The organism is Rhizobium sp. YIM 134829, from assembly GCF_046546455.1.
In genome coordinates, this window is record NZ_JBKHKI010000004.1 from 97,255 (window position 1) to 121,091 (window position 23,837).

Genomic DNA, 23,837 nt, shown 5'->3' on the forward strand with positions numbered 1-23,837 from the left:
ACGGGGGCAGTGTGTCCACGAGCAAGGCAGCAGGCAGATGGCAAGAAGCAATCAGGCGGCATTCGGAACCGGGTCGGACCGGTTCGTCCTTTCGGTCTTCGTCCGGCGACAGGCGGTGGCTGGCCTCGGCTATGCGCTGTTTGCAGCCCTGATGCTGGCCGTGGTGGCGCTGTCCACCTGGAACGTGGCCGATCCCAGCCTCTCCTATGCCACCGCCGATGCGCCGACCAATTTCCTCGGCAGGAGCGGGGCGATCTTTGCCGACCTCATGATGCAGTTCTTCGGCATCGGCAGCGTCGTGGCACTCCTGCCGGTCGTTGCCTGGGCCCTGGTGCTGATCGGCGCAAAGCCTTTCGACAAGATCGTCAAGCGCGGGCTCGCTTGGTTCGGTGGATCCGTCCTCGCCTCCGCCTCGCTCGCCTGCGTGCCCGCACCTGTCACCTGGCCGCTGCCGAACGGTCTCGGCGGCGTCTTCGGCGATATGATCCTGCGCCTCCCGGCGCTTCTGACCGGCGCCTATCCGGCCGGCAATTTCGCCACCATCCTCGGCGTCATCCTCGCTATTCCGGCGATCGTCTTCCTGGTCTTCGCTGCCGGCCTGTTCGGGGTCGAGGAGCCGGACCTCTTCGAAGCACCGGCAGCACCAACGCCGGGCAAGGCCAAGACCGTGCGCGAGGAGATGGACGAGGACGAGAGCGAAGGCGGGCTGATGCTCTTCCTCGCCGGCACGCTGACGCACCTCACCTATACGAACAAGGCGCGGCTGCGCCGGCTCTTCGGCATCTCTGCCAAGCGGTCTCCCCGTCGGGAGATCGAGGAGCCCTATGATTTCAATGACGACGAATTTGGCACGCTGAACATGCCGACGCGGCGCAAGGCCGGCCCGCGCGTCGAGCCCTCGCTCGATGGCGCCCCTGAACGCCGCCGCGCCGAGCCCTCCCTCGGCTTCGATGACGATGCGGACGAGGACGATGCGGAGGACGACGTTCTGCCGCGCGATCTCCTCTCCAGCGACACGCCGGCCCGCAGCCGCGCCGCGCCCGCGCAGCCGCGGGTAAACATGGCCGCCACCCGACCCGCGCCGGCGCGCGAGCGTTTCCCGGACGGCGATGGCACCTTCGAGCTCCCGCCGCTCGACTTCCTGGCCGAGCCGAAGAACGTCGTGCGCGATGCGACACTCTCGGCCGATGCGCTCGAACAGAATGCCCGCATGCTCGAGGGCGTACTCGAGGATTTCGGCGTCAAGGGCGAGATCATCCAAGTGCGCCCCGGTCCGGTCGTTACCCTGTACGAGCTTGAGCCGGCGCCCGGCATCAAGTCCTCCCGCGTCATCGGTCTTGCCGACGACATCGCCCGCTCGATGAGCGCGATTGCCGCCCGCGTCGCGGTCGTCCCCGGCCGCAATGCGATCGGCATCGAGCTGCCGAACCAGCGGCGCGAGACGGTCTATCTGCGCGAGCTGATCGGCAGCCGCGATTTCGAAAGCAGCAAGGCGAAGCTGGCCATGGCGCTCGGCAAGACGATCGGCGGCGAGCCGGTCATCACCGACATCGCCAAGATGCCGCATCTGCTGGTCGCCGGCACCACCGGCTCGGGCAAGTCGGTCGCCATCAACACCATGATCCTGTCGCTGCTCTACCGGATGACGCCGGAACAGTGCCGGCTGATCATGATCGATCCGAAGATGCTCGAACTCTCCGTCTATGACGGCATTCCGCATCTTCTCTCCCCCGTCGTCACCGATCCCAAGAAGGCCGTCGTCGCGCTGAAATGGACGGTGCGCGAGATGGAGGAGCGCTACAAGAAGATGTCGAAGATCGGCGTGCGCAACATCGACGGTTTCAATTCCCGCGTGGAACAGGCGCTCGCCAAGGGAGAGACGATCAGCCGCACCGTTCAGACCGGCTTCGACCGCCAGACCGGCGAGGCGACCTACGAAACGGAGGAATTCGATCTCGCGCCGATGCCCTATATCGTCGTCATCATCGACGAAATGGCCGACCTGATGATGGTGGCCGGCAAGGATATCGAAGGCGCCGTCCAGCGGCTTGCCCAGATGGCGCGCGCCGCTGGCATCCATGTGATCATGGCCACGCAGCGCCCCTCGGTCGACGTCATCACCGGTACGATCAAGGCCAATTTCCCGACGCGCATCTCCTTCCAGGTCACCTCCAAGATCGACAGCCGCACCATCCTCGGCGAGCAGGGTGCCGAACAGCTGCTCGGCCAGGGCGACATGCTCTATATGGCCGGCGGCGGCCGCATCCAGCGCGTCCACGGCCCCTTCGTCTCCGACAACGAGGTCGAGCAGATCGTTACCTATCTGAAGAGCCAGGGCGCACCGGATTATCTCGACGCGATCACCGAGGACGAGGATGAGGACGGCGAGGGCGGCGGCCCGGCCGGCACCGGCAATCTCGGCGATTCCGACGATCCTTATGACCAGGCGGTGGCGATCGTGCTGCGCGACGGCAAGGCGTCGACCTCCTATGTGCAGCGCCGTCTCGGCATCGGCTATAATCGCGCGGCCTCGCTGATCGAGCGGATGGAGAAGGAAGGCATCATCGGCGCCGCCAACCATGCCGGCAAGCGCGAGATCCTGGTGCCGACGGAAGACTGAGTCCAAGCACCAAGGCCAAGCACAAACGCCAATCACCAGGGCCCCACCGTCAGGTAGGGCTCAGGCACGCGCGGCTGTTCAGCACGGGCCGGCCTGTTTTGCGCGGAGGCTGCGCCGAACCGGGCCTTGAAGGTGCCGCAGTTGCGCGCCACATCCTCCGCACCAGACCTTAAGGAGACCTCCATGAGCCTTTTGCCGACGCGCCTGCAGCCGGATGCCGCCGAGGACCGTGCCGGGCCCGCCCGCATGACGCGCCGGACGCTGCTCGCTGGCATCGCGGTGCTCGGCGCTGTTGCCGCACTTGGCCTGCCCATGCCCGAGGCGCGCGCCCAGGCCTCGGTGGCCCAGAAGATCGCCGATCATTTCGCCTCGGTGAAGACGATGAGTGGCGAGTTTGTCCAGTTCGGTCCGCGTGGCGAGCAGACCGGTGGCAAGTTCTACATCAGCCGCCCGGGCAAGATCCGCTTTAACTATGAGGCTCCGTCGCCGATGCGGGTGATCGCCGACGGCAAGGCGGTGGTCATCGGCAATCAGAAGCTCAAGACCTGGGATCTCTACCCGCTCTCCAAGACGCCACTCAATCTGCTTCTCTCGGACACGATCGACCTGTCGGGCAAGCAGGTGCGCGACGTGAAGGAGGAGCCGGACCTGATCACGATCGTGCTCGGCGACCGCTCCATATTCGGCGATTCGACCATCACCATGATGTTCGACCCGAAAACCTACGACCTGCGCCAGTGGACGATCACCGATGCGCAGAAGAAGGACACGTCGGTGATGATCTTCAATGTGCGCACCGGCATCCCGATGGACGATCGTGTCTTCGAGATCCCCTATGACGAGGTCCGCAAGTAGCGGCTTGCGTGACGCTCCTGTCTTGTTCGGAAGCCGCTCCTGCGTTTAAAGAGCCCGTCCGCCTCTTCATCAGGCCGGCGGGCTTTTGCATGGGGTGCTTCTGAAATGGCTTTGTCGATCGCGACCTGGAACATCAATTCCGTGCGGCTGCGTCTGCCGCTGGTGGAAAGCTTTCTCGCCCGATTCCAGCCGGACATTCTCTGCCTGCAGGAAACCAAGTGCCCGAACGACCTCTTCCCCGTTTCCGCCTTCGAGGCCATGGGCTATCCGCATCTCGCTTTCCATGGGCAGAAGGGCTACCACGGCGTCGCGACCGTCTCGCGCCTGCCCTTGAGCGAACTCATCGACCGGCGGGACTATTGCGGGGTCGGCGATGCGCGCCACCTCTCGGTCGTCTTCGATCATGGGTCTAAACGAATCCGGTTACATAATTTCTATGTGCCGGCTGGCGGCGACGAGCCGGACCGGACGATCAACAGGAAGTTCGGCCACAAGCTCGATTTCATCGAGGAGATGAAGCTGCTGCATGCCGAAAGCGAGGCCGGCATCTCCTCGATCCTGGTGGGTGATCTCAACATCGCGCCGCTCGAAGATGACGTCTGGTCCCACAAGCAGCTTCTGAAGATCGTCAGCCACACGCCGATCGAAACCGAGGGGCTGACCGCCGTCATGACCGGTGGCGCCTGGGTGGATCTGATGCGCCAGCACGCCCCGCCGCCGGAAAAGCTCTACACCTGGTGGAGCTATCGTGCACGGGACTGGGAAGCCGCCGATCGCGGCCGCCGCCTCGACCATATCTGGTCCTCTGCCGATCTCGCGCCGCATCTCAAGCGCGTCGATATCCTCAAGGAAGCCCGCGGCTGGGAGCGGCCGTCCGACCATGTGCCGGTGATCGCGCATTTCGATCTGTGAGGCGCTGCTCAGTCGGCGAAGCGCGGCGCCATGCGCTGGACCTCGCGGATCATCGCCTGCAGGTTCTCGCGGATGCGGGATTCGACCAGCCGCGCCACCTCCGGATATTCCTCGAGCATGCGGTGGAAGAGGCTGCGGGGAATGCGCAGCACGTCGCTCTCTTCCTCGGCCACCGCCGTGAACTTGCGCTCAACGAAGGAGATCATCGCGAGTTCGGAAAGCAGCACGCCGGGCCCTGCCACGGCCACCTCTTCCGAGGCGCCGTTGCTGGCAATGCGGCTCAAGGAAAAGCGGCCGGCGGCCACCACATAGGCGCAATCGGCGGGCGCGCCCTCGCGAAACAGTTGTTGCCCGCGCGCCAGTCGCTTGTGCTCCGCGCCGAAGGCGATCAGGCGCAGCTTGTCGCCATCGAGCTCCGCAAAAAGCGGCACGGCGGAGAGAAGGGCGATATCGTCGTTCAGCGCCAAGCGGGCGGTCCTGCCTTCGCCCGCCGCCGGCGGGAGCAGGGAAGGCTGCCCGTGCCGCTTTACGGGACGATCTTGTAACCCCCGTTTTCTGTCACCAAAATCTCGGCATTGGAAGGGTCGCGCTCGATTTTCTGGCGCAGCCGGTAGACATGGGTTTCGAGCGTATGGGTGGTCACACCGGAATTATAGCCCCAGACCTCCTCGAGCAGCACATCGCGCGTCACCACCTTCTGGTCGGCCCGGTAGAGATAGCGGATGATGGCGGCTTCCTTTTCCGTCAAACGGATCTTCTGGCCGTTCTCGAGCGTCAGGAGCTTCTGCCCCGGCTTGAAGGTGTAGGGGCCGACGGAGAAGGTCGCGTCCTCGCTCTGCTCATGCTGGCGCAACTGCGCGCGGATGCGGGCAAGCAGGACGGCGAAGCGAAAAGGCTTGGTGACATAGTCGTTCGCCCCGGCTTCCAGGCCGAGGATCGTGTCGGAGTCGGTGTCATGGCCGGTGAGCATGATGATCGGCGGCTTGAACCCACCCTTGCGCAACAGCTTCACCGCCTCGCGCCCGTCCATGTCCGGCAGGCCGACATCCATGATGAGCAGCGAGACGAGCTGGTTGCGCGCCGCCTGCACGCCGCGGCTGGCGGTCGCCTCTTCGAGGATGGTGAACTCTTCATACATCGACAGCTGCTCGACGAGGGTGCGGCGCAGATCGTCGTCGTCGTCAACGATGAGAATGGTGCGGGATGACATGGGCTTTTCTCCTTGGGAGACAAATTAGCTCAGCCGCAGACTTTGACAAGCAAGGACAGGCAAGCGCGAACGACCGGGCGGGCGACACGCCGGGAAGGCGCATGCGCGGCAGAGGAACGCGCGCGGCGATGCGCTGCGGGCCTCCACCACCCGCCGGGTCCGTGCTAGGACCAAAGCCCCATCACGAACAACTGAATTTGCCGTGAGTCTCCCCATGCTGAAGAAACGGCCGCCCGAAAGGCCGCGCAGACCGTCCCCGATCATCGTCCGTCCCGCCCCTGGCAATTCCTGCCGTGCTCTCGTCAGCGTCGGCGGCCGGGTGGAGCAAGCGGCGATTGGGCGCGGCGGGCGGACGGCGCTGAAGCGAGAGGGCGACGGCGCAACGCCGATCGCCGCCATGTCGCTCCTCTCCGGCTATGTCCGGCGGGACCGCCTGGTGCCGCCAGTAACGCGCCTGCCGCTCGCGACACTCCGCCCCGGTTTCCTCTGGTGCGATGCGCCTGGCCATGCCGCCTATAACCGACCGGCCCATCGCCCGCTTTCGGTAAGCCATGAAACCATGACGCGCACCGATGGGCTCTACGATATATGCCTGGTCATGGACTGGAACATCCGCGCGCGCCGACGCAATGCCGGCTCCGCCATCTTCTTCCACCTCATCCGCCCCGGCTACCTGCCAACCGAAGGCTGCATCGCCGTCAGCCTGCCCGCCATGCGCCGCATCCTGAAGGTCGCACGGCGGGGCACGGTGGTGCGTGTGGTGGGGTAGGGGCGGCGTCAGGCGAGCCTGTTCAAGCTGGACCGGACAATCAGCCGGTGAAATGGGGCGATGGCTGCCATATAGACGCGCCCGAACGTCACCTTGCGGTGCACCAGCGTCGTGACGCTGATGAGCTGACTCGCGTCGGCCTGATTCTCCACCGTCACGACCAAACGGAAGTCGAGATGATGGTCGTCGAGCCCGAGCGTGATCTCGGAGTTCGTTTCGTCGATCACCGGAAAGAAGCCAATCCTCGCGCGAGCAGGAACGGTAGCTTCAACCGTCTCTCTGCCCATCAGGCCGAAGGGGCGGACAGCGCCATCGCGCAGCCGCATCAAGAGACGCACCCAGAGCGGAAAGCTCGTCAGCATTAATTCCGCAGCGCGTCGCGCCGTCACCGGATTTCCTTGACGGAGTGTCTGAAAGCAGTCCGCCCAATCCGCAGCAGGCAGCTTGGGATGTGGAAGCGGAACGAAGACGGCATGACGTTTCATCCAGGAACCTCTCCTAATTGGACTGCTGGCTAGAACACGGTTGCAGTTTGCTCAGCCGCCGACCGTCATCCGCCGCAGCACATTGGTCTTCCAGTAGAACTGATGGACAAGGGCGCCGGCGACGTGCAGGCCGATGAGGATCCAGAGCGCTGTTTTCATCAGCTCGCCATGCAGCTCTCCGGCCTGGGCGATGCCGCCGTAATAGGCGGCCATGCCGGCAATTGGCATGCCGATCAGCAGCGCATAAAGCCCGAAATGGGTGATGCGGGCGAGGAGGCGGAACGGCGCTGGCTCGACGGCCGGGTCTGCGGGAACGCCCTGGATATGGCGCAGCGCCAGGCGCAGCACCGCGACGGCCAGAATGGCGATGCCGACATAGGCATGGAGATTGGCACCAGCCAGTAGATCCGGTGCCGGCTCGGTGCCGTGGCGCACCGCCCGCCACCAGTGCTCCATATCGTCGGAGGCCAACAGATTGAAGAGAACGAGCAGCACGGTCGTCCAGTGGAGCACGCGCTGCGGCAGGCTGAAGGATTGCGGGATCGGCGTCACGGACTTGGTCTCCTTCGAGGAAGAAGATCAAGCTAGTCGTGCCTGCCGGAGGCCGGCAAGCACGATTTCAGACCCTGTCCAAAGTTTAAGCAAGCCGCTTGGGCTTACATATGGATCGGCTTGAAGAAGGTGGCGAGGGCTGCTTCCTTCACCGCTTCCGACATGGTCGGATGGGCGTGGCAGGTGCGGCCAAGATCTTCCGACGAGCCGCCGAATTCCATGAGCACGGTGATCTCGTGGATCATCTCGCCGGCGCCGAAGCCGATGATATGGCCGCCGAGCACGCGGTCGGTTTCCTTGTCGGCAAGGATCTTCACGAAGCCGTCGGTTGCCTGCATGGCGCGGGCGCGGCCATTGGCCGAGAAGGGGAACTTGCCGACCTTGTAGGCAATGCCTGCGGCCTTCAGCTCCTCTTCCGTCTTGCCGACGGAGGCGACTTCCGGCTGGGTATAGACGACGCCGGGGATGACGTCGTAATTCACATGGCCCGCCTGGCCTGCGAGAATTTCGGCCAGCGCCACGCCCTCGTCCTCGGCCTTGTGGGCAAGCATCGGGCCCTTCACCACATCGCCGATCGCATAGATGCCCTCGACATTGGTGCGGAAGTGGCCGTCGATCTCCACCCGGCCGCGATTGTCCAACGCGACGCCCGCTTCCTCGAGACCGAGGCCGGCGGTGAAGGGCTTGCGGCCGGTCGCGACCAGCACGACATCGGCGGCCAGTGTCTGCGCCTCGCCGCCCTTGACCGGCTCGAAGGTGACGCTGGCGCCGTCGCCGTCGCGGGTCACGCCGGTCACCTTGGCTCCGAGGTGGAACTCGATGCCCTGCTTGGCGAGAATACGCTGGAACTGCTTGGAAACCTCGCCATCCATGCCGCCGAGGATGGTGTCGAGATATTCGACGACGGTCACCTTGGCGCCGAGGCGCGACCAGACCGAGCCGAGTTCCAGGCCGATGACGCCGCCGCCGACCACGACCATGTGGCCGGGCACCTTGGAAAGCGCGATGCCGCCGGTGGAGGAGACGATGACGGTCTCGTCGATCTCGACCGGGACGCCCGGAATGCCGGCGACATCCGAGCCGGTGGCGATGACGATCGCCTTGGTTTCGAGCGTCTGGCTCTCGCCGCCCTCGGCAGTCACGACGACGCGGCCGGTGCCGGACACCTTGCCGGTGCCCTGGAAGGTGTCGATCTTATTCTTCTTGAAGAGGAAGGCGACGCCGTCGACATTCGACTTCACGGTCGCGTCCTTGTGCTCCATCATCTTCGGCAGGTTGAGGCGCGGCGCCTCGACCTCGATGCCGAGGCTGTCCAGATGGCCGGCTGCGTGGAACATCTCAGACGCATGCAGCAGCGCCTTGGAGGGGATGCAGCCGATATTGAGGCAGGTGCCGCCGAAGGTGGCGCGCTTTTCGACCACGGCGACCTTGAGCCCCAGCTGGGCCGCCTTGACCGCACAGACATAGCCGCCCGGGCCGGTGCCGATCACGATGACATCATAGGACATTTAGTTTTCCTTCCTTGGTCCCGCGGGCCTATCTGCCGCCGGAAACATTGAGAATGGCTCCCGTCACATAGGACGCTTCGGGAGACAGGAGGTAGAGAACGGCGTCGGCCACGTCGTCCGGAGCGCCCGCCCTCTTCATCGGAATACTGCTTGCAAGATCCCGCACCCGGTCGGGCAGACCGCCCGAGGCGTGAATGTCGGTATCGATGATGCCGGGGCGGACCGCATTGACGCGGATGCCCTCCTCGGCCACTTCGCGCGCCAAGCCGATCGTCAGCGTGTCGATCGCGCCCTTCGAGGCGGCGTAATCGACATACTGGCCGGCCGAGCCGAGCACGGCGGCCATGGAGGAGATGTTGACGATGGCCCCGCCGCGGCCACCATTTCGGGTCGACATGCGCCGCACCGCTTCGGCCGCCACGCGGATCGCGCCGATCGTGTTGATGGCGAACATGCGATCGAGCCGCGTGCGGCTCATCTCGTCGACCCGCGCCGGCTGGTCCACGATGCCGGCATTGTTGACCAGCCCATCGAGCCGGCCGAAGGCGCGATCGACCAGAGAAAAGACCGCTTCGAGATCCTCCTCGCGCGAGATATCGCCGGGAACCGTCAGGGCGGAGCCGCCCGTTTCGTTGATGGCCGCGGCGACGGCTTCGGCCGCCTCGCGATCCCGCGCATAATTGATCACAACGGCCCAGCCTTGCGCCGCCGCCTTCAGCGCAACACTGGCGCCGATGCCGCGGCTTCCGCCGGTGACCAGCAGGACCTTGCGCTCAGTCATGACGCGCATCCCGAAAAGGTCAGGACATCCCACGGCGCCAGCTGCGCCTTGCCTTCGCCGAACAGGGTGGACTGGCGGATCGCGGGGCCGAGTGCAGGGAGAAGGAGGGCCCCGGCGGCGGGTTGGCCTGCGGCCGGGAGCAGGCTCAGCGTGCCGCCGCTCTCGCCATAGATCACGCCCTGCCAGATGGTGCAGGCCTGGAGATCCGCGCCGGTCACGTCGCCTTCGGGGCAGTTGAAGAAGAGCATGCTCGACGGCCGCTCGTCGGGTGACGCACCCATGACATAGCCATCGAGTTTCAGTGATGTGCCGAGCACGCTTAACGTAAACCGGTGCTCAGCGGTCTGCGCATCGGAGGCTTCGGGCAGAAAGGCAAGCTCATAGGCCTTGTCGCGATCCTGGTAGCGGGCCTGCTCCTGCGGGCAAGAGGCTGCCTCAGCAGAGAAGGACAGCAGGCTTGCCGCCACGCCATATGCCAGCGCCCGCCTCATGACTCAGCCCGCCTTTTCGGTGGCGAGTTTCAGGCCGAGGGTGATGAAGACCAGGCCGCCTGCCCGGTCGATCCAATGGCTGATGCGGGTAAAGCGCGCGCGCATGGCCGGCCGGGTCATGAACAGGCTGACGCCGACGAACCAGAGGATGAGGCAGCTTGCCATCACCAGGCCATAGCCGAACTTGACCGGGATCGGCGTCGCCGCGCTGACGACGGTGGAGAAGATCGACAGGAAGAAGAAGACCGGCTTCGGGTTCAGCGCGTTGGCGGCAAAGCCGAGGCCGAAGGCGCGCAGCGCCGACTGCGCCTGCTGCGGCCGCGGGGCGGCGTCATCCACCTCCGGCGCCTCCGCCTTCTTCGCGCCGAGCGCCTTGAGGCCGATATAGACGAGATAGGCGACGCCGCACCATTTGACGATGTTGAAGAGCGCGATCGACTGGGAGATGACGAGACCGAGGCCGAGGATCGTGTAGGTGACATGCATCATCAGCGAGGCGCCGATGCCGAAAGAGGTGAGGATCGCGGCGCGCCGCCCGGCGACGATCGACTGGCGCATGACCATGGCAAGGTCGGCCCCGGGCGAGACGATGGCGAAGCTGAAGATCGCCATCAGCGAGGCCAGTTCCAAGAGATAGGGGTGGAGCGCCATGTCCATGCTCAGGGTCCGCCTTCAGACGATCACGATCGTGGCCATGGCGACAAGCGCGGCGAGCGCGATCGTCCAGACGAGCGAGCGGACATAGGGGATGCCGGCCAGATAGAGCGGCACATAGAGAATGCGGGCTGCAAGCCAGATCCAGGCCGCCGTCAGCGCTGTTCCGCTGTTTTCGCCCAGCAGAGCCAAGGCCAGCGCAAGGCCGACGAAGATGGGGAAGGTTTCCTGCAGGTTTTTCGAAGCGCGGGCGGCGCGTCCCGCCAGCTTGCCTTTCGGCTGCAGGGATTCATCGCGCGGTCCGGCGTTCCAGCTGCTGCCGAGCTCGCGCGTCGCCAGCATTCCCTGCAGGCTGATCTGGACAAGAAGCAGCAGCGCACTCCAGGCGACGAGGGTCGTGAAGGGCGAGCTGGCGAGGGTAGCGGCATCCATGGATCATATCCTGCAGGCAAGAAGGCGGCAGCCCGGAAAGCGCCGGGCCGCCAGATAGCTTGGAGCATGTTCTAACGAAGCGCACGCTTCGCCGGTGGACATTGCGGTCGAACGAAAGTCTCGCGAGCGTCCGGAAAACCGCGGTGTGCCGGAAACGCCTTAGAGGTCGAGAACCAGGCGTTCCGGATCCTCGAGGCTTTCCTTGACGCGGACCAGGAAGGTGACGGCTTCCTTGCCGTCGACGATCCGGTGGTCATAGGAGAGCGCCAGATACATCATCGGGCGGATGACGATCTGGCCGCCGACGACGACCGGGCGCTCCTGGATCTTGTGCATGCCGAGAATGCCGGACTGCGGCGCGTTGAGGATCGGCGAAGACATCAGCGAGCCGTAGACGCCGCCATTGGTGATGGTGAAGGTGCCACCCTGCATGTCGGCCATCGACAGCGAACCATCGCGTGCGGCCTTGGCGAGGCGTCCCAGCTCCTTCTCGATACCGGCGATCGACAGCTGGTCGGCATCGCGGATGACCGGAACGACCAGGCCCTTGTCGGTGCCGACGGCCATGCCGACATGGCAGAAGTTCTTGTAGATGATGTCGGTGCCGTCGATCTCGGCATTGACCGCCGGCAGCTCCTTCAGCGCATGGGTCACCGCCTTGGTGAAGAAGCCCATGAAGCCGAGCTTCACGCCATGCTTCTTCTCGAAGACGTCCTTGTACTTGGTGCGCAGGTCCATCACCGCCTTCATGTCCACCTCGTTATAGGTGGTCAGCATGGCGGCGGTGTTCTGCGCGTCCTTGAGGCGGCGGGCGATGGTCTGGCGCAGGCGCGTCATCTTCACGCGCTCTTCGCGCGGCGCGTCCTCGGCATTGGAGGGCCCGCGCGACGGTGCCTTCGGGGCTTCGGCGGCGGGGGCAGCGGTAAAGCCGCGGCTGACGGCGGCAATGACGTCGCCCTTCAGCACCTGGCCGCGCTTGCCGGAGCCTTCGACATCGCCGGCCTGGAGATTGTTCTCGGTGAGCAGCTTGGCGGCGGCCGGGGCGGGCGGCATGCTGCTGGCCGGCGCAGCGGGTGCAGCAGCAGCAGGGGCGGGCGCGGCGGGGGCTGCAGGCGCCGGCGCGGCCGGGGCAGCGCTTTCGGCCGGCTTGGCGGCCGGGGCGGCCGAGGCGGCAGCGCCCGCGCCTTCGGCGATCTGGCCGAGGAGGGCGCCAAGACCGACGGTCTCGCCGGCATTGGCGACGATTTCGGTCAGCGTGCCGGCGGAGGGTGCCGGCACTTCGATCGTCACCTTGTCGGTTTCGAGCTCAAGCAGCGGCTCGTCGGCATTGACGGCTTCGCCGACCTTCTTGAACCAGGTGCCGACAGTGGCTTCGCTGACGGATTCGCCGAGGGTGGGTACGCGGATTTCGGTGGCCATGATGTTCGTCCGTTATGAATCGTTCGGGGGCGGGCAAAGGGGCTGATCAGCCCCCGAGCGCATCTTCCAGGAAGGCGGCGAGCTGGGCGAGGTGCTTCGACATCAGGCCGGTGGCCGGCGAGGCGGCAGCCGGACGGCCGGTATAGCGCACGCGCTGATACTTGGCGTCGATATGGGCCAGCACCCACTCCAGATAGGGGTCGATGAAGGCCCATGCGCCCATGTTCTTCGGCTCTTCCTGGCACCAGACCATTTCCGCATGGCGGAAGCGCGATAGCTCGTTGATGAGCGCCTTGGCCGGGAAGGGGTAGAGCTGCTCGATGCGCAGCAGGTAGATGTCGTCGATGCCCCGCTTCTCGCGCTCCTCCAGGAGGTCGTAATAGACCTTGCCGGTACACAGCACGACGCGGCGGATCTTGGCATCCTTCTGCAGCTTGATCGGGCCGTCCTTGATCACCTCGGCATCGTCCCAGAGCAGGCGATGGAACGAGGTTTCGCCGGCCATTTCCGACAGGCTGGAAACCGCCCGCTTGTGGCGCAGCAGGGACTTCGGCGTCATCATAATCAGCGGCTTGCGGAAGTCGCGCTTTACCTGGCGGCGCAGGATGTGGAAGTAGTTCGCCGGTGTCGTGACGTTGGCGACCTGCATATTGTCCTCGGCGCACATCTGCAGCCAGCGCTCCAGACGGGCGGAGGAATGTTCCGGACCCTGTCCCTCATAGCCATGCGGCAGCAGGCAGACGAGGCCGGACATGCGCAGCCACTTGCGTTCGCCCGACGAGATAAACTGGTCGAACACCACCTGGGCGCCGTTCGCGAAATCGCCGAACTGGGCTTCCCACAGCGTCAGCGCGTTCGGGCGGGCGAGCGAATAGCCATATTCGAAGCCGAGCACCGCCTCTTCCGAGAGCATCGAATTGATGACTTCGTAGCGGGCCTGGGTCGGCGAGAGATTGGCGAGCGGGATGTAGCGCTCTTCGGTTTCCTGATCATAGAGAACCGAATGGCGCTGCGAGAAGGTGCCGCGTTCGCAATCCTGGCCGGAGAGGCGGATCTTGGTGCCTTCGACGGCGAGCGAGCCGAAGGCCAGCGCCTCGGCCATGGCCCAGTCGATACCTTCGCCGCTTTCCACCATCTGGGCGCGGTTGTCCATGAAGCGCTGGATCGTGCGGTGGACGTTGAAGCCCTCCGGCACGGTGGCCAGCTTCCGACCGATCTCCTTCAGGCTCTTCATCGGCACCGAGGTCTTGCCGCGGCGCTGTTCGTCCTGGTTGTCGGCGGCGCGCAGGCCGGACCAGGCGCCGTCCAGCCAGTCGGCCTTGTTCGGCTTGTAGGACTGGCCTGCCTCGAACTCCTGCTCGAGGCGCGCACGCCAGTCGGCCTTCATCTTCTCGACCTCGCCCTCGGTCAGCAGCCCTTCCTCGATCAGGCGGGCGGCGTAGAGGCTGACCACGGTCTTGTGGCTGCGGATCACCTTGTACATCTTCGGCTGGGTGAAGGCAGGCTCATCGCCTTCATTGTGGCCGAAGCGGCGATAGCAGAACATGTCCACCACCACCGGCTTGTGGAACTTCATGCGGAATTCGATGGCGATCTTGGCGGCATAGGTGACCGCTTCCGGATCGTCGCCATTCACATGGAAGATCGGCGCCTCGATCATCTTCGCCATGTCGGACGGGTAGGGCGAGGAGCGCGAGAAGGCCGGATTGGTGGTAAAACCGATCTGGTTGTTGATGATGAAATGCACCGTGCCGCCGACGCGGTGGCCGCGCAGGCCGGACAGGCCGAGGATTTCGGCCGTCACGCCCTGGCCGGCAAAGGCCGCATCGCCATGCAGCAGCAGCGGCAGCACCTTGGAGCGTTCCTTCAGCGGAATGACATCGCCTTCCCAGACCTTGGCGAGCTGGTCCTGCTTGGCGCGAGCCTTGCCCATCACGACGGGGTTGACGATTTCGAGGTGCGACGGATTGGCGGTCAACGACAGATGCACCTTGTTGCCGTCGAACTCGCGGTCCGACGAGGCGCCGAGGTGGTACTTGACGTCGCCCGAGCCTTCCACGTCGTCCGGCGCATAGGAGCCGCCCTTGAACTCGTGGAACACGGCGCGGTGCGGCTTGCCCATGACGTTGGTCAGAACGTTCAGGCGGCCGCGATGGGCCATGCCGAGCACGATCTGTTCGAGCCCTTCCTGGCCGCCGCGCTTGATGATCTGCTCGAGCGCCGGGATCAGCGATTCGCCGCCATCGAGGCCGAAGCGCTTGGTGCCCTTGTACTTGACGTCGATGAACTGCTCGAAGCCTTCGGCCTCGATGAGCTTCTGCAAGATCGCCTTCTTGCCCTCCGGCGTGAAGTCGACGACCTTGCCCGGTCCCTCGATGCGGGCCTGGATCCAGCCTTTGATCTCCGGGTCCGAAATATGCATGAACTCGACGCCGAGCGTCGAGCAATAGGTGCGCTCGAGGATCTCCACGATCTCGCGCATCGTGGCATAGTCCATGCCGAGCACGTTATCGAGGAAGATCTTGCGATCCATGTCCTCCGGGCCGAAGCCGTAATTGGAGGGGGAGAGCTCGTGATAATCGTCGACTGGCGTCGCGATGCCGAGGGGATCGAGCTTGGCATGGAGATGGCCGCGCATGCGATAGGCGCGGATCAGCATCAGGGCGCGGATCGAATCGCGCGTTGCCTGATGCACGTCTTCCGGCGAAGCGGGCGTGCCGGTGGCGGCGGCCTTTTCCTCGGCCTTGGCCTTCACCTTCTTCTCGACGACCTTCTCAACCGTGCCCCAGTCGCCATCCAGCGCCGAGGTCAGCTCGTCTCGCGGCGTCGCCGGCCAGTGGGCCTTTTTCCAGGAGGCGCCCTTGGCAGCCTTCACCACGTCATCGGGATTGTCGGCCAGCGCCTTGAAGAAGGACTGCCATTCGCCGGAGACCGATGCGGGATCGGTTTCGTAAGCCGCATAGAGCTGCTCGATATAGCTCGCATTGGCGCCGTCCAGGAACGACGTCAGCTGGAATTGCTCGTTGGCCTCTTGCCTTGCCATGTTTCCTCGCGGACCTCGTCGTCCGCCTCCTGACTTGTCGGATGCGCCCCGACGTTCGTCGTCCGGAGCTGGCTTCGCATACTATCGGCAGGGGCCATCCTTTCCCTGCGCGAGCCTTGCAGTCTCGGCGGAGCCGCCGCTGGTCTGGCCTTGCAGCCAGTTGCCCCTGACACTCCAAATGGGGCGGGCGACGGCCGGCGCCAAGCACCGGCCGTCGCCGCTCTCGTTTCGATCAGCCCTTGAGCACTTCGACGAGCGTCTTGCCGAGGCGCGCCGGAGAAGGCGATACCTTGATCCCGGCCGATTCCATGGCGGCGATCTTGTCTTCCGCGCCACCCTTGCCGCCGGAAATCACGGCGCCGGCATGGCCCATGGTGCGGCCGGGAGGAGCGGTGCGTCCGGCAATGAAGCCGACCATCGGCTTCTTGCGGCCGCGCTTGGCTTCGTCCTTGAGGAACTGGGCGGCATCTTCTTCAGCCGAGCCGCCGATCTCGCCGATCATGATGATCGACTTTGTCTCGTCATCGGCGAGGAACATTTCCAGCACGTCGATGAACTCGGTGCCCTTGACCGGGTCGCCGCCAATGCCGACGGCGGTCGTCTGGCCGAGACCTTCGTTCGAGGTCTGGAACACCGCCTCATAGGTCAGCGTGCCCGAGCGCGAGAGGACGCCGACGGAGCCCTTCTTGAAGATATTGCCCGGCATGATGCCGATCTTGCATTCGTTGGGGGTCAGCACGCCGGGGCAGTTCGGGCCAATCAGCCGCGACTTGGACGCATCCAGACGGGCCTTGACCTTGACCATGTCGGCGACCGGAATGCCCTCGGTGATGCAGACGATCAGGCCGATCTCGGCCTCGATCGCCTCGATGATCGCGGCGGCAGCGCCGGCCGGCGGAACGTAGATGACCGAGGCATCCGCACCGGTCTGTTCCTTGCCCTCGGCAACGGTCGCGAAGATCGGCAGCTTTTCGCCCTTGGATCCTTCCCAGGTCTCGCCACCCTTCTTCGGGTTGATGCCGCCGACCATCTTCGTGCCGTGATAGGCGAGCGCCTGTTCGGTATGGAAGGTGCCGGTCTTGCCGGTCAGACCCTGGACGAGGATCTTGGTGTCTTTGTTGATCAGGATAGACATGGCAATCAGGCACCCTTCACTGCAGCGACGATCTTCTGGGCTGCATCGTCCAGGTCGTCGGCGGAAATCACGTTCAGTCCGCTCTCATTGATGATCTTCTTGCCAAGATCGACATTGGTGCCTTCCAGGCGCACGACGAGCGGAACCTGAAGGCCGACTTCCTTGACAGCGGCCAACACGCCCTCGGCAATGACATCGCACTTCATGATGCCGCCGAAGATATTGACCAGGATGCCCTTCACGGCCGGATCGGCGGTGATGATCTTGAAGGCCGCGGTGACCTTCTCTTTGGATGCGCCGCCGCCGACATCGAGGAAGTTCGCCGGCTCGGCGCCGTAGAGCTTGATGATGTCCATGGTGGCCATGGCAAGACCGGCGCCATTGACCATGCAGCCGATATTGCCGTCGAGAGCGACATAAGCGAGGTCGTATTTCGACGCCTCGATTTCCTTCTCGTCCTCTTCGGTCTTGTCGCGCAGCGCAACGACATCCTCGTGGCGGAAGAGCGCGTTGCCGTCGAAGGAGACCTTGGCGTCCAGCACGCGGACGCGGCCGTTCTTCATGACGATCAGCGGGTTGATCTCGAGCAGGCTCATGTCCTTCTCGACGAAGGCCTTGTAGAGGATCGGGAAGAGGGCTTCCGCATCGCTCTTGGCTTCGCCCTCGAGCTTCAGGGCCGAGGTCAGCGCTGCGAGGTTCTCGGCCGTTACGCCCGCTTCCGGGTCGATCGCGACGTTGACGATCTTTTCCGGCGTGTCATGGGCGACTGTTTCGATGTCCATGCCGCCTTCGGTGGAAACGACGAAGGAGACCTGGCCGACCGCGCGATCGACGAGGATCGAGAGATAGAGTTCGCGGTCGATGTCCGCGCCGTCCTCGATATAGAGGCGGTTCACCTGCTTTCCGGCCTCGCCGGTCTGCTTGGTGACCAAGGTGTTGCCGAGCATTTCCTTGGCGAAGGCGACGGCTTCGTCCACGGACTTCGCCAGGCGGACGCCGCCCTTGGCGTCGGGCCCGAGTTCCTTGAACTTGCCCTTGCCGCGACCGCCGGCATGGATCTGGCTCTTGACGACGTAGAGGGGGCCCGGAAGGGATTTCGCGGCAGACTCTGCCTCATCGGCCGAGAAGATCGCGACGCCTTCGGCGACCGGTGCACCAAAGCCCTTCAGGAGAGCCTTGGCCTGATATTCGTGGATGTTCATGGGAAAGACTGGTCCTGTTCTGGCTTATTTGAGGGCCGGGGCAATGCCGACGCAGGCTTCGCAAAGGCCGGCCACGGCGGCGACGGACTTCTCGAAAGCGTCCTTTTCCGTCTTGTTCAGGTCGATCTCGACGATGCGCTCGACGCCGCCGGCGCCGATGATGGTCGGAACGCCGACATACATGTCCTTCACGCCATACTGGCCGGAGAGATAGGCCGCGCAGGGCAGGACGCGCTTCTTGTCCTTCAAGAAGGCTTCGGCCATTTCGATGGCGGAGGCAGCCGGCGCATAATAGGCCGAGCCGGTCTTGAGCAGGCCGACGATCTCGGCGCCGCCATCCCGCGTGCGCTGGACGATTTCTTCCAGGCGCTTCTCGGTGATCCAGCCCATCTTGACGAGGTCGGTCAGCGGAATGCCGCCAACGGTCGAGTAGCGCGGCAGCGGCACCATCGTGTCGCCATGACCGCCCAGCACGAAGGCGGTGACGTCCTGGACGGAGACGTTGAATTCCTGGCTAAGGAACAGGCGGAAGCGGCCGGAGTCCAGCACACCGGCCATGCCGACCACCATGTTCTTCGGCAGGCCGGAGAACTTTTGCAGCGCCCAGACCATGGCGTCGAGCGGGTTGGTGATGCAGATCACGAAGGCGTTGGGGGCATATTTCTTGATGCCGGCGCCGACCTGTTCCATGACCTTGAGGTTGATGCCGAGCAGATCGTCGCGGCTCATGCCGGGCTTGCGGGCGACACCGGCGGTGACGATGCAAACATCCGCGCCCTCGATGGCGGCGTAGTCGCTCGCGCCGGTGAGGTTGGCGTTGAAGCCTTCGACCGGAGAGGACTGGGCGATGTCGAGGCCCTTGCCCTGCGGAATGCCGTCGGCGATGTCGAAGAGGACGATGTCCCCCAGTTCCTTCAAGCCGGCCAGATGAGCCAGCGTACCGCCGATCATCCCGGATCCGATGAGTGCGATCTTGTTGCGCGCCATGAAAGTGCTTCCTTTGCGATCAAATCTGGCAAGGTCCGCCGCGACGCTTCCCGGCCCCTCCGGGCGACCACGCAACCTCACGGCGGAAGGACTTAATCGGCAAAAGTAAAAATATCAATGCTTGTTTTTGTGACGAATGTTTTCAATCGGTTAGATCAAAAAATTCTTACGTAAAGGTAAGAATTGTCGTCATGAATCAGACATCTTCAGGCGGGTTGCCTCCGCATAGTCTTCGCTTTGAATCTCGATCAGTCGTGAGACCGTCCGATCAAATTCGAAACCCTCCGTCCCGCGACGCGTCGCAAGCAGAGCCTCTGGGCGGGTCTCGGCGGAAGCGAAGAGCCGCGCCTGCTGATCGTAAATCGTATCGATGAGCAGAATGAAGCGTTTCGTCTCGTTGCGCCGGTTGGCATCAAGGATCGGGATGTTTTCGACGAAAATCGTCTTGTAGCGCTCGAGGATCGCGAGATAGTCCGCCGCCGCCAGCGGCTTCTCGCAGAGATCTTTGAACTGGAACCGTGCCGACGTGCCGGCTGCGAGCGGCACGCGGATGGTCCGGCCGCGGAACGCGATTTCCGCTGGCGCCACCTTCTGGCCGGCGGTCGCGTGCTGCCAGGCTGTCTCGATCGCTCGGTCGGCTTCGGGCCCGAGTGGTGTCGACCAGACGGGGAGGCCGCTGGTCTTGATCAGCCGGTAGTCTGTTGCCGTATCGAGCGGGATGATGTCGGTATAGGCGCGGAGCATATCGATGAAGGGCAGGAAGAGGCCGCGATTGAGGCCGTCCTTGTAGAGATTGCCGGGTTCGACATTGGAGGTGGCGACAAGCACGCAGCCGCGGCGGAAGAGCTCGCCGAACAGCCGCGACAGGATCATCGCATCGGCGATATCGGTGACGGAAAACTCATCGAAGCAGAGAAGGCGGGATTCGCCAAAAATCTCCGCCGCGATCGGCGGCATCGGATCGGCCTGCTTGGTCTCGCCGGATTTCAGCTTCTGCCGGTGGCGGGCGATGCGGTCCTGCACATCGGCCATGAATTCGTGGAAATGGGCGCGGCGCTTGCGCTCGATTGGAACGGTCTCGAAGAACAGGTCCATCAGCATGGTCTTGCCGCGACCGACGCCACCGTGCAGGTAGAGGCCCTTGAGCGGTGGCTGCTGCTGGCGCTTTGAGGCGAACAGCCAGCCAAGCGCGTTCGACTTGCGCTGGGCGCGATTGCCCGCGAGCGCCACCGCGAGGCGGTCGAGCCGGGTGGCGATCTGCAACTGGGCGGGGTCGCGCTGCAGCGTTCCCGCCTCGATCATCGCCTCAAGCCGGCGGACAATCTTTTCTTCCTGATGGGGCACCGATCAGCCTCGTTTGGCCGTTCCGAGCGCCGTGCGCGCGGGGAGGCGTCGAGACCAGCCGGGACCCGGCTGGTCGAACCGCAGTCTCAGCGGCTGAGGCTGACCGTCTGCCCGGAATTGGTGGAGCCGTCGAAGCGGTTGTCGGCGGTCTTGTAGAGGCGGGCGATGGCATTGCCGTCGCGATCCTTGAGGACGACCTGCTTGCCGGCCACTTCCCAGGAGCCCATCTGCGTCAGCTCGCCGGCACAGCCGCGCGTGCCGCCGCGCGAACCGGAGCCGAGGTTGGTCAGCGTCAGGAACATGTCGCAGGAGGCGCCACCATTGCCGACGCGCCAATTGCCGACCATGGCTTCCTTCTTCACGTCGAGCGACGCAGCCGACGGCGGTGCGCCGGCATCGGCACCGGCAAGGCCGGGCTGGCCGAGTGCTGCCTGCTGGCTGACGGGGGCAGCGGGGAACTGCGAGGCATCGGCCGGGGCGGGCGGCGGCAGCGCGCTGCCCGAGACGGACGGGACTGGCTGCGCCTGGAGAGGGGCGGGACCCGGCGCAGTGTTGAAATCGCTCATCGCTGTGCGCTGGCATCCGGAAAGGGCGAGTGCCACCGCCAAACCCGCTGCAACAGTAGAAACCCGCATGCCTTACTCCCAGTCGTCTCGCGTTGAGGTGCCTGTGCGAGCAGATATAGCCGCCATTATGGTTAATCGAGCTTTAACAGGCGCGAAAAGCCTCAATCGCCCGCCCCTGTGGCAGGATTGCGACTCTTCCCGTCAAGCGGGTCTTTTCCGATCAGACGCGACGCTCGACCATCATCTTCTTGATCTCGCCAATCGCCTTGGCCGGATTGAGTCCCTTGGGGCAGGTCTGCGCGCAGTTCATGATGGTATGGCAGCGATAAAGGCGGAAGGGATCTTCCAGATCGTCCAGCCGCTCGCCCTTGGCTTCGTCGCGGCTGTCGATCAGCCACCGATAGGCCTGGAGCAGCACGGCGGGGCCGAGATAGCGATCGCCATTCCACCAGTAGCTCGGGCAGGAGGTGGAACAGCAGGCGCAAAGAATGCACTCATAGAGCCCATCGAGCTTCTGCCGATCCTCATGGCTCTGCTTCCACTCCTTGGCCGGCGTCGGGGACACGGTCTTCAGCCAGGGCTCGATCGAGCGGTGCTGAGCGTAGAAGTTCGTGAGATCCGGAACAAGATCCTTGACGACCGGCATATGCGGCAGCGGATAGACCTTCACCGGGCCCTTTACATCGTCCATGCCCTTGGTGCAGGCGAGCGTGTTGGTGCCGTCGATGTTCATCGCGCAGGACCCGCAGATGCCCTCGCGACAGGAGCGGCGCAGTGTCAGCGTCGGGTCGATCTTGTTCTTGATGTAGAGGAGCGCATCGAGGACCATCGGCCCGCAATCATCGACATCGATGAAGAAGGTGTCGATCGATGGGTTCTTTCCATCGTCCGGGCTCCAGCGATAGACGCGGAATTCCCGCGTCTTCGTGGCCCCAGCCGGCTTCGGCCAGACCTTGCCCTCGGTCATCTGGGAATTCTTGGGAAGAGCGAGTTCTACCATGTCTGTTTTCCTTGACCGGGCTTCCGTTAGTACACGCGCGCCTTGGGTTCGATCTTGTGGGGATCGATGCCTTCGGCCAGCAGTTCCGTGTGGACGGGACGGTAGTCGAGTTTCACGGCGCCGGCTTCGTCGACCCACGCCAGCGTGTGCTTGCGCCAATTGACGTCGTCGCGGCCGCCGAACGGGCCGTCCGTGTAGTCCTCGCGGGCATGGCTGCCACGGCTTTCCTTGCGCGCCTCGGCGCCGACCACGGTGGTGATCGCGTTCGCCATCAGGTTTTCCAGCTCAAGCGTTTCCACCAGGTCCGAGTTCCAAATCATCGATCGGTCGGTCACCTTGATGTCGGACATCTCGGCCCAGATGGCGCTCATGCGCTTGCAGCCATTCTCCAGCGACTCCTGCGTCCGGAACACGGCCGCGTCTTCCTGCATCGTGCGCTGCATCTTTTCACGCAGTTCGGCGGTCGGCGTCGCGCCGTTCGCATGGCGCAGGCGGTCGAGCCGGCCGACGATCTTGTCGCAGGCGGCCTCGTTGATGGACGGGATCGGGCCGACGCGGTCGATGACCTCGCCGGCGCGGATGGCTGCGGCCCGGCCGAACACCACGAGGTCGATCAGCGAGTTCGAGCCCAGGCGGTTGGCGCCATGCACCGAGGCGCAGCCGGCTTCGCCCACGGCCATCAGGCCAGGGATGATGCGCTCAGGATTCGCGCTGTCGGCGTTGAGCACCTCCCCCCAATAATTCGTGGGAATACCGCCCATATTGTAGTGAACGGTCGGCAGGACGGGGATGGGCTCGCGCGTCACATCGACGCCCGCAAAGATCTTGGCGCTTTCGGAAATGCCCGGAAGGCGCTCGTGCAGGACGGCGGGATCGAGGTGGTCGAGATGGAGGTAGATGTGATCCTTGTTCTTGCCGACGCCGCGACCTTCGCGGATCTCCAGCGTCATGCAGCGTGACACCACATCGCGCGAGGCAAGGTCCTTGGCGGACGGTGCGTAGCGTTCCATGAAGCGCTCGCCTTCCGAATTGACGAGATAGCCGCCTTCTCCCCGCGCACCTTCGGTGATGAGACAGCCGGCGCCATAGATGCCGGTCGGGTGGAACTGGACGAATTCCATGTCCTGCAGCGGCAGGCCGGCGCGCGCGATCATGCCGCCGCCGTCGCCGGTGCAGGTATGGGCCGAGGTTGCCGAGAAATAGGCGCGGCCGTAGCCGCCGGTCGCGAGCACGACCATCTTGGCCGCGAAACGGTGGATCGTGCCATCGTCGAGGCACCAGGCGACGACGCCCGTGCAGCGGCTGCCGTCGTCCGACATGATCAGGTCGAGCGCAAAATACTCGATGAAGAATTCGGCATTATGCTTGAGCGACTGGCCGTAGAGCGTGTGCAGGATGGCGTGGCCCGTCCGGTCGGCCGCCGCGCAAGTGCGCTGTACCGGGGGGCCCTCGCCATAGTTCTGCATATGGCCGCCGAAGGGCCTTTGGTAGATCTTGCCCTCGGCATTGCGCGAGAAGGGCACGCCATAATGCTCGAGCTCATAGACCGCCTTGGGCGCTTCCATGGCCAGATACTGCATGGCGTCGACGTCGCCCAGCCAGTCCGACCCCTTGACGGTGTCATAGAGATGCCATTGCCAGCTGTCCGGCGTCATGTTCTGCAGCGAGGCGGCGATGCCGCCCTGAGCCGCAACCGTGTGCGAACGGGTGGGGAAGACCTTGGTGATGCAGGCCGTCTTGAAGCCCTGCTCGGCCATGCCGAGCGTGGCACGCAGGCCCGCGCCTCCGGCGCCGACGACGATCACGTCATAGGAATGGTCGACATAGGTATAGGCCTTGCCGTTCAAAGCCGGCGATGAAGTCGATGCCATG

General features: G+C 64.4%; 22 protein-coding genes. 4 read left to right on the plus strand and 18 right to left on the minus strand.

Annotated features, from left to right (window positions below; translation table 11 throughout):
* Window positions 1–37 precede the first annotated feature (37 nt).
* The 3 genes from ACLE20_RS09300 to ACLE20_RS09310 all read left to right on the plus strand — a co-directional run bounded on the left by ACLE20_RS09300 (window position 38) and on the right by ACLE20_RS09310 (window position 4,387).
* Window positions 38–2,620, plus strand: a complete 2,583-nt coding sequence (locus ACLE20_RS09300; RefSeq protein ID WP_410939995.1) for a DNA translocase FtsK 4TM domain-containing protein — start codon at window positions 38–40, stop codon at window positions 2,618–2,620.
* A 183-nt stretch (window positions 2,621–2,803) separates the two neighbouring features.
* Window positions 2,804–3,475, plus strand: a complete 672-nt coding sequence (locus ACLE20_RS09305; RefSeq protein WP_410939996.1) for an outer membrane lipoprotein carrier protein LolA — start codon at window positions 2,804–2,806, stop codon at window positions 3,473–3,475.
* 105 nt (window positions 3,476–3,580) lie between these two features.
* On the plus strand, window positions 3,581–4,387 hold the full coding sequence (locus tag ACLE20_RS09310) for an exodeoxyribonuclease III (RefSeq protein WP_410939997.1): 807 nt from the start codon (window positions 3,581–3,583) through the stop codon (window positions 4,385–4,387).
* An 8-nt stretch (window positions 4,388–4,395) separates the two neighbouring features.
* Here the strand turns inward: ACLE20_RS09310 and ACLE20_RS09315 are convergent, their stop codons facing one another.
* Both ACLE20_RS09315 and ACLE20_RS09320 read right to left on the minus strand, forming a co-directional pair.
* Window positions 4,396–4,854, minus strand: a complete 459-nt coding sequence (locus ACLE20_RS09315; RefSeq protein WP_410939998.1) for a cyclic nucleotide-binding domain-containing protein — start codon at window positions 4,852–4,854, stop codon at window positions 4,396–4,398.
* Window positions 4,855–4,913: 59 nt separating this feature from the next.
* Window positions 4,914–5,597, minus strand: a complete 684-nt coding sequence (locus tag ACLE20_RS09320; RefSeq protein WP_410939999.1) for a response regulator transcription factor — start codon at window positions 5,595–5,597, stop codon at window positions 4,914–4,916.
* Window positions 5,598–5,811: 214 nt separating this feature from the next.
* Between ACLE20_RS09320 and ACLE20_RS09325 the strand changes: the two genes are divergently transcribed.
* Window positions 5,812–6,366, plus strand: coding sequence for a L,D-transpeptidase family protein (locus ACLE20_RS09325; RefSeq protein ID WP_410940000.1), 555 nt, complete (start codon window positions 5,812–5,814; stop codon window positions 6,364–6,366).
* Window positions 6,367–6,374: 8 nt separating this feature from the next.
* Here ACLE20_RS09325 and ACLE20_RS09330 read toward each other — a convergent pair whose 3' ends face one another.
* The 16 genes from ACLE20_RS09330 to sdhA all read right to left on the minus strand — a co-directional run bounded on the left by ACLE20_RS09330 (window position 6,375) and on the right by sdhA (window position 23,836).
* Window positions 6,375–6,851: a DUF2867 domain-containing protein gene (locus ACLE20_RS09330; protein ID WP_410940001.1), complete on the minus strand. Its 477-nt coding sequence runs from the start codon at window positions 6,849–6,851 to the stop codon at window positions 6,375–6,377.
* A gap of 51 nt (window positions 6,852–6,902) precedes the next feature.
* On the minus strand, window positions 6,903–7,403 hold the full coding sequence (locus tag ACLE20_RS09335) for a cytochrome b (protein ID WP_410940002.1): 501 nt from the start codon (window positions 7,401–7,403) through the stop codon (window positions 6,903–6,905).
* 104 nt (window positions 7,404–7,507) lie between these two features.
* On the minus strand, window positions 7,508–8,911 hold the full coding sequence (lpdA, locus tag ACLE20_RS09340; RefSeq protein ID WP_410940003.1) for a dihydrolipoyl dehydrogenase: 1,404 nt from the start codon (window positions 8,909–8,911) through the stop codon (window positions 7,508–7,510).
* 28 nt (window positions 8,912–8,939) lie between these two features.
* The gene (locus ACLE20_RS09345) at window positions 8,940–9,692 is read right to left on the minus strand and encodes a glucose 1-dehydrogenase (RefSeq protein ID WP_410940004.1); all 753 of its coding nucleotides are present in this window, start codon (window positions 9,690–9,692) and stop codon (window positions 8,940–8,942) included.
* The gene (locus ACLE20_RS09350; protein WP_410940005.1) at window positions 9,689–10,183 is read right to left on the minus strand and encodes a hypothetical protein; all 495 of its coding nucleotides are present in this window, start codon (window positions 10,181–10,183) and stop codon (window positions 9,689–9,691) included. Before ACLE20_RS09350 ends, ACLE20_RS09345 begins: the two co-directional genes overlap by 4 nt.
* A 3-nt stretch (window positions 10,184–10,186) precedes the next feature.
* Window positions 10,187–10,834, minus strand: coding sequence for a LysE family transporter (locus tag ACLE20_RS09355; protein WP_410940222.1), 648 nt, complete (start codon window positions 10,832–10,834; stop codon window positions 10,187–10,189).
* A 21-nt stretch (window positions 10,835–10,855) separates the two neighbouring features.
* On the minus strand, window positions 10,856–11,269 hold the full coding sequence (locus ACLE20_RS09360) for an MAPEG family protein (RefSeq protein WP_410940006.1): 414 nt from the start codon (window positions 11,267–11,269) through the stop codon (window positions 10,856–10,858).
* Between the two features lie 159 nt (window positions 11,270–11,428).
* Window positions 11,429–12,688 carry a 2-oxoglutarate dehydrogenase complex dihydrolipoyllysine-residue succinyltransferase gene (odhB, locus tag ACLE20_RS09365; RefSeq protein WP_410940007.1) on the minus strand — a complete coding sequence of 420 codons (1,260 nt, stop codon included), beginning with the start codon at window positions 12,686–12,688 and terminating at the stop codon, window positions 11,429–11,431.
* 46 nt (window positions 12,689–12,734) lie between these two features.
* A complete protein-coding gene (locus ACLE20_RS09370; protein WP_410940008.1) occupies window positions 12,735–15,731 on the minus strand; it encodes a 2-oxoglutarate dehydrogenase E1 component in 2,997 nt (998 codons plus the stop codon).
* Between the two features lie 232 nt (window positions 15,732–15,963).
* Window positions 15,964–16,866, minus strand: a complete 903-nt coding sequence (gene sucD / locus ACLE20_RS09375; protein ID WP_410940009.1) for a succinate--CoA ligase subunit alpha — start codon at window positions 16,864–16,866, stop codon at window positions 15,964–15,966.
* Between the two features lie 5 nt (window positions 16,867–16,871).
* Window positions 16,872–18,068, minus strand: a complete 1,197-nt coding sequence (gene sucC / locus ACLE20_RS09380) for an ADP-forming succinate--CoA ligase subunit beta (protein ID WP_410940010.1) — start codon at window positions 18,066–18,068, stop codon at window positions 16,872–16,874.
* A 24-nt stretch (window positions 18,069–18,092) separates the two neighbouring features.
* A complete protein-coding gene (gene mdh / locus ACLE20_RS09385) occupies window positions 18,093–19,055 on the minus strand; it encodes a malate dehydrogenase (protein ID WP_410940011.1) in 963 nt (320 codons plus the stop codon).
* 189 nt (window positions 19,056–19,244) lie between these two features.
* Entirely contained in the window at window positions 19,245–20,399 is a 1,155-nt protein-coding gene (gene zapE, locus ACLE20_RS09390) for a cell division protein ZapE (RefSeq protein ID WP_410940012.1), read from the minus strand.
* An 86-nt stretch (window positions 20,400–20,485) separates the two neighbouring features.
* On the minus strand, window positions 20,486–21,034 hold the full coding sequence (locus ACLE20_RS09395; protein WP_410940013.1) for a protease inhibitor Inh/omp19 family protein: 549 nt from the start codon (window positions 21,032–21,034) through the stop codon (window positions 20,486–20,488).
* Window positions 21,035–21,185: 151 nt separating this feature from the next.
* Window positions 21,186–21,965: a succinate dehydrogenase iron-sulfur subunit gene (locus ACLE20_RS09400; RefSeq protein ID WP_410940014.1), complete on the minus strand. Its 780-nt coding sequence runs from the start codon at window positions 21,963–21,965 to the stop codon at window positions 21,186–21,188.
* A gap of 26 nt (window positions 21,966–21,991) precedes the next feature.
* Window positions 21,992–23,836, minus strand: a complete 1,845-nt coding sequence (gene sdhA / locus ACLE20_RS09405) for a succinate dehydrogenase flavoprotein subunit (protein ID WP_410940015.1) — start codon at window positions 23,834–23,836, stop codon at window positions 21,992–21,994.
* Window position 23,837 lies beyond the last annotated feature (1 nt).

Coding starts and splice junctions, on each gene's coding strand:
- ACLE20_RS09300 (WP_410939995.1), top strand. CDS start 38: ATGGCAAGAAGCAATCAGGCGGCATTCGGAACCGGGTCGGACCGGTTC.
- ACLE20_RS09305 (WP_410939996.1), top strand. CDS start 2,804: ATGAGCCTTTTGCCGACGCGCCTGCAGCCGGATGCCGCCGAGGACCGT.
- ACLE20_RS09310 (WP_410939997.1), top strand. CDS start 3,581: ATGGCTTTGTCGATCGCGACCTGGAACATCAATTCCGTGCGGCTGCGT.
- ACLE20_RS09320 (WP_410939999.1), bottom strand. CDS start 5,597: ATGTCATCCCGCACCATTCTCATCGTTGACGACGACGACGATCTGCGC.
- ACLE20_RS09325 (WP_410940000.1), top strand. CDS start 5,812: ATGCTGAAGAAACGGCCGCCCGAAAGGCCGCGCAGACCGTCCCCGATC.
- ACLE20_RS09330 (WP_410940001.1), bottom strand. CDS start 6,851: ATGAAACGTCATGCCGTCTTCGTTCCGCTTCCACATCCCAAGCTGCCT.
- lpdA (WP_410940003.1), bottom strand. CDS start 8,911: ATGTCCTATGATGTCATCGTGATCGGCACCGGCCCGGGCGGCTATGTC.
- ACLE20_RS09345 (WP_410940004.1), bottom strand. CDS start 9,692: ATGACTGAGCGCAAGGTCCTGCTGGTCACCGGCGGAAGCCGCGGCATC.
- ACLE20_RS09350 (WP_410940005.1), bottom strand. CDS start 10,183: ATGAGGCGGGCGCTGGCATATGGCGTGGCGGCAAGCCTGCTGTCCTTC.
- ACLE20_RS09355 (WP_410940222.1), bottom strand. CDS start 10,834: ATGGCGCTCCACCCCTATCTCTTGGAACTGGCCTCGCTGATGGCGATC.
- ACLE20_RS09360 (WP_410940006.1), bottom strand. CDS start 11,269: ATGGATGCCGCTACCCTCGCCAGCTCGCCCTTCACGACCCTCGTCGCC.
- odhB (WP_410940007.1), bottom strand. CDS start 12,688: ATGGCCACCGAAATCCGCGTACCCACCCTCGGCGAATCCGTCAGCGAA.
- ACLE20_RS09370 (WP_410940008.1), bottom strand. CDS start 15,731: ATGGCAAGGCAAGAGGCCAACGAGCAATTCCAGCTGACGTCGTTCCTG.
- sucD (WP_410940009.1), bottom strand. CDS start 16,866: ATGTCTATCCTGATCAACAAAGACACCAAGATCCTCGTCCAGGGTCTG.
- sucC (WP_410940010.1), bottom strand. CDS start 18,068: ATGAACATCCACGAATATCAGGCCAAGGCTCTCCTGAAGGGCTTTGGT.
- mdh (WP_410940011.1), bottom strand. CDS start 19,055: ATGGCGCGCAACAAGATCGCACTCATCGGATCCGGGATGATCGGCGGT.
- ACLE20_RS09395 (WP_410940013.1), bottom strand. CDS start 21,034: ATGCGGGTTTCTACTGTTGCAGCGGGTTTGGCGGTGGCACTCGCCCTT.
- ACLE20_RS09400 (WP_410940014.1), bottom strand. CDS start 21,965: ATGGTAGAACTCGCTCTTCCCAAGAATTCCCAGATGACCGAGGGCAAG.
- sdhA (WP_410940015.1), bottom strand. CDS start 23,836: ATGGCATCGACTTCATCGCCGGCTTTGAACGGCAAGGCCTATACCTAT.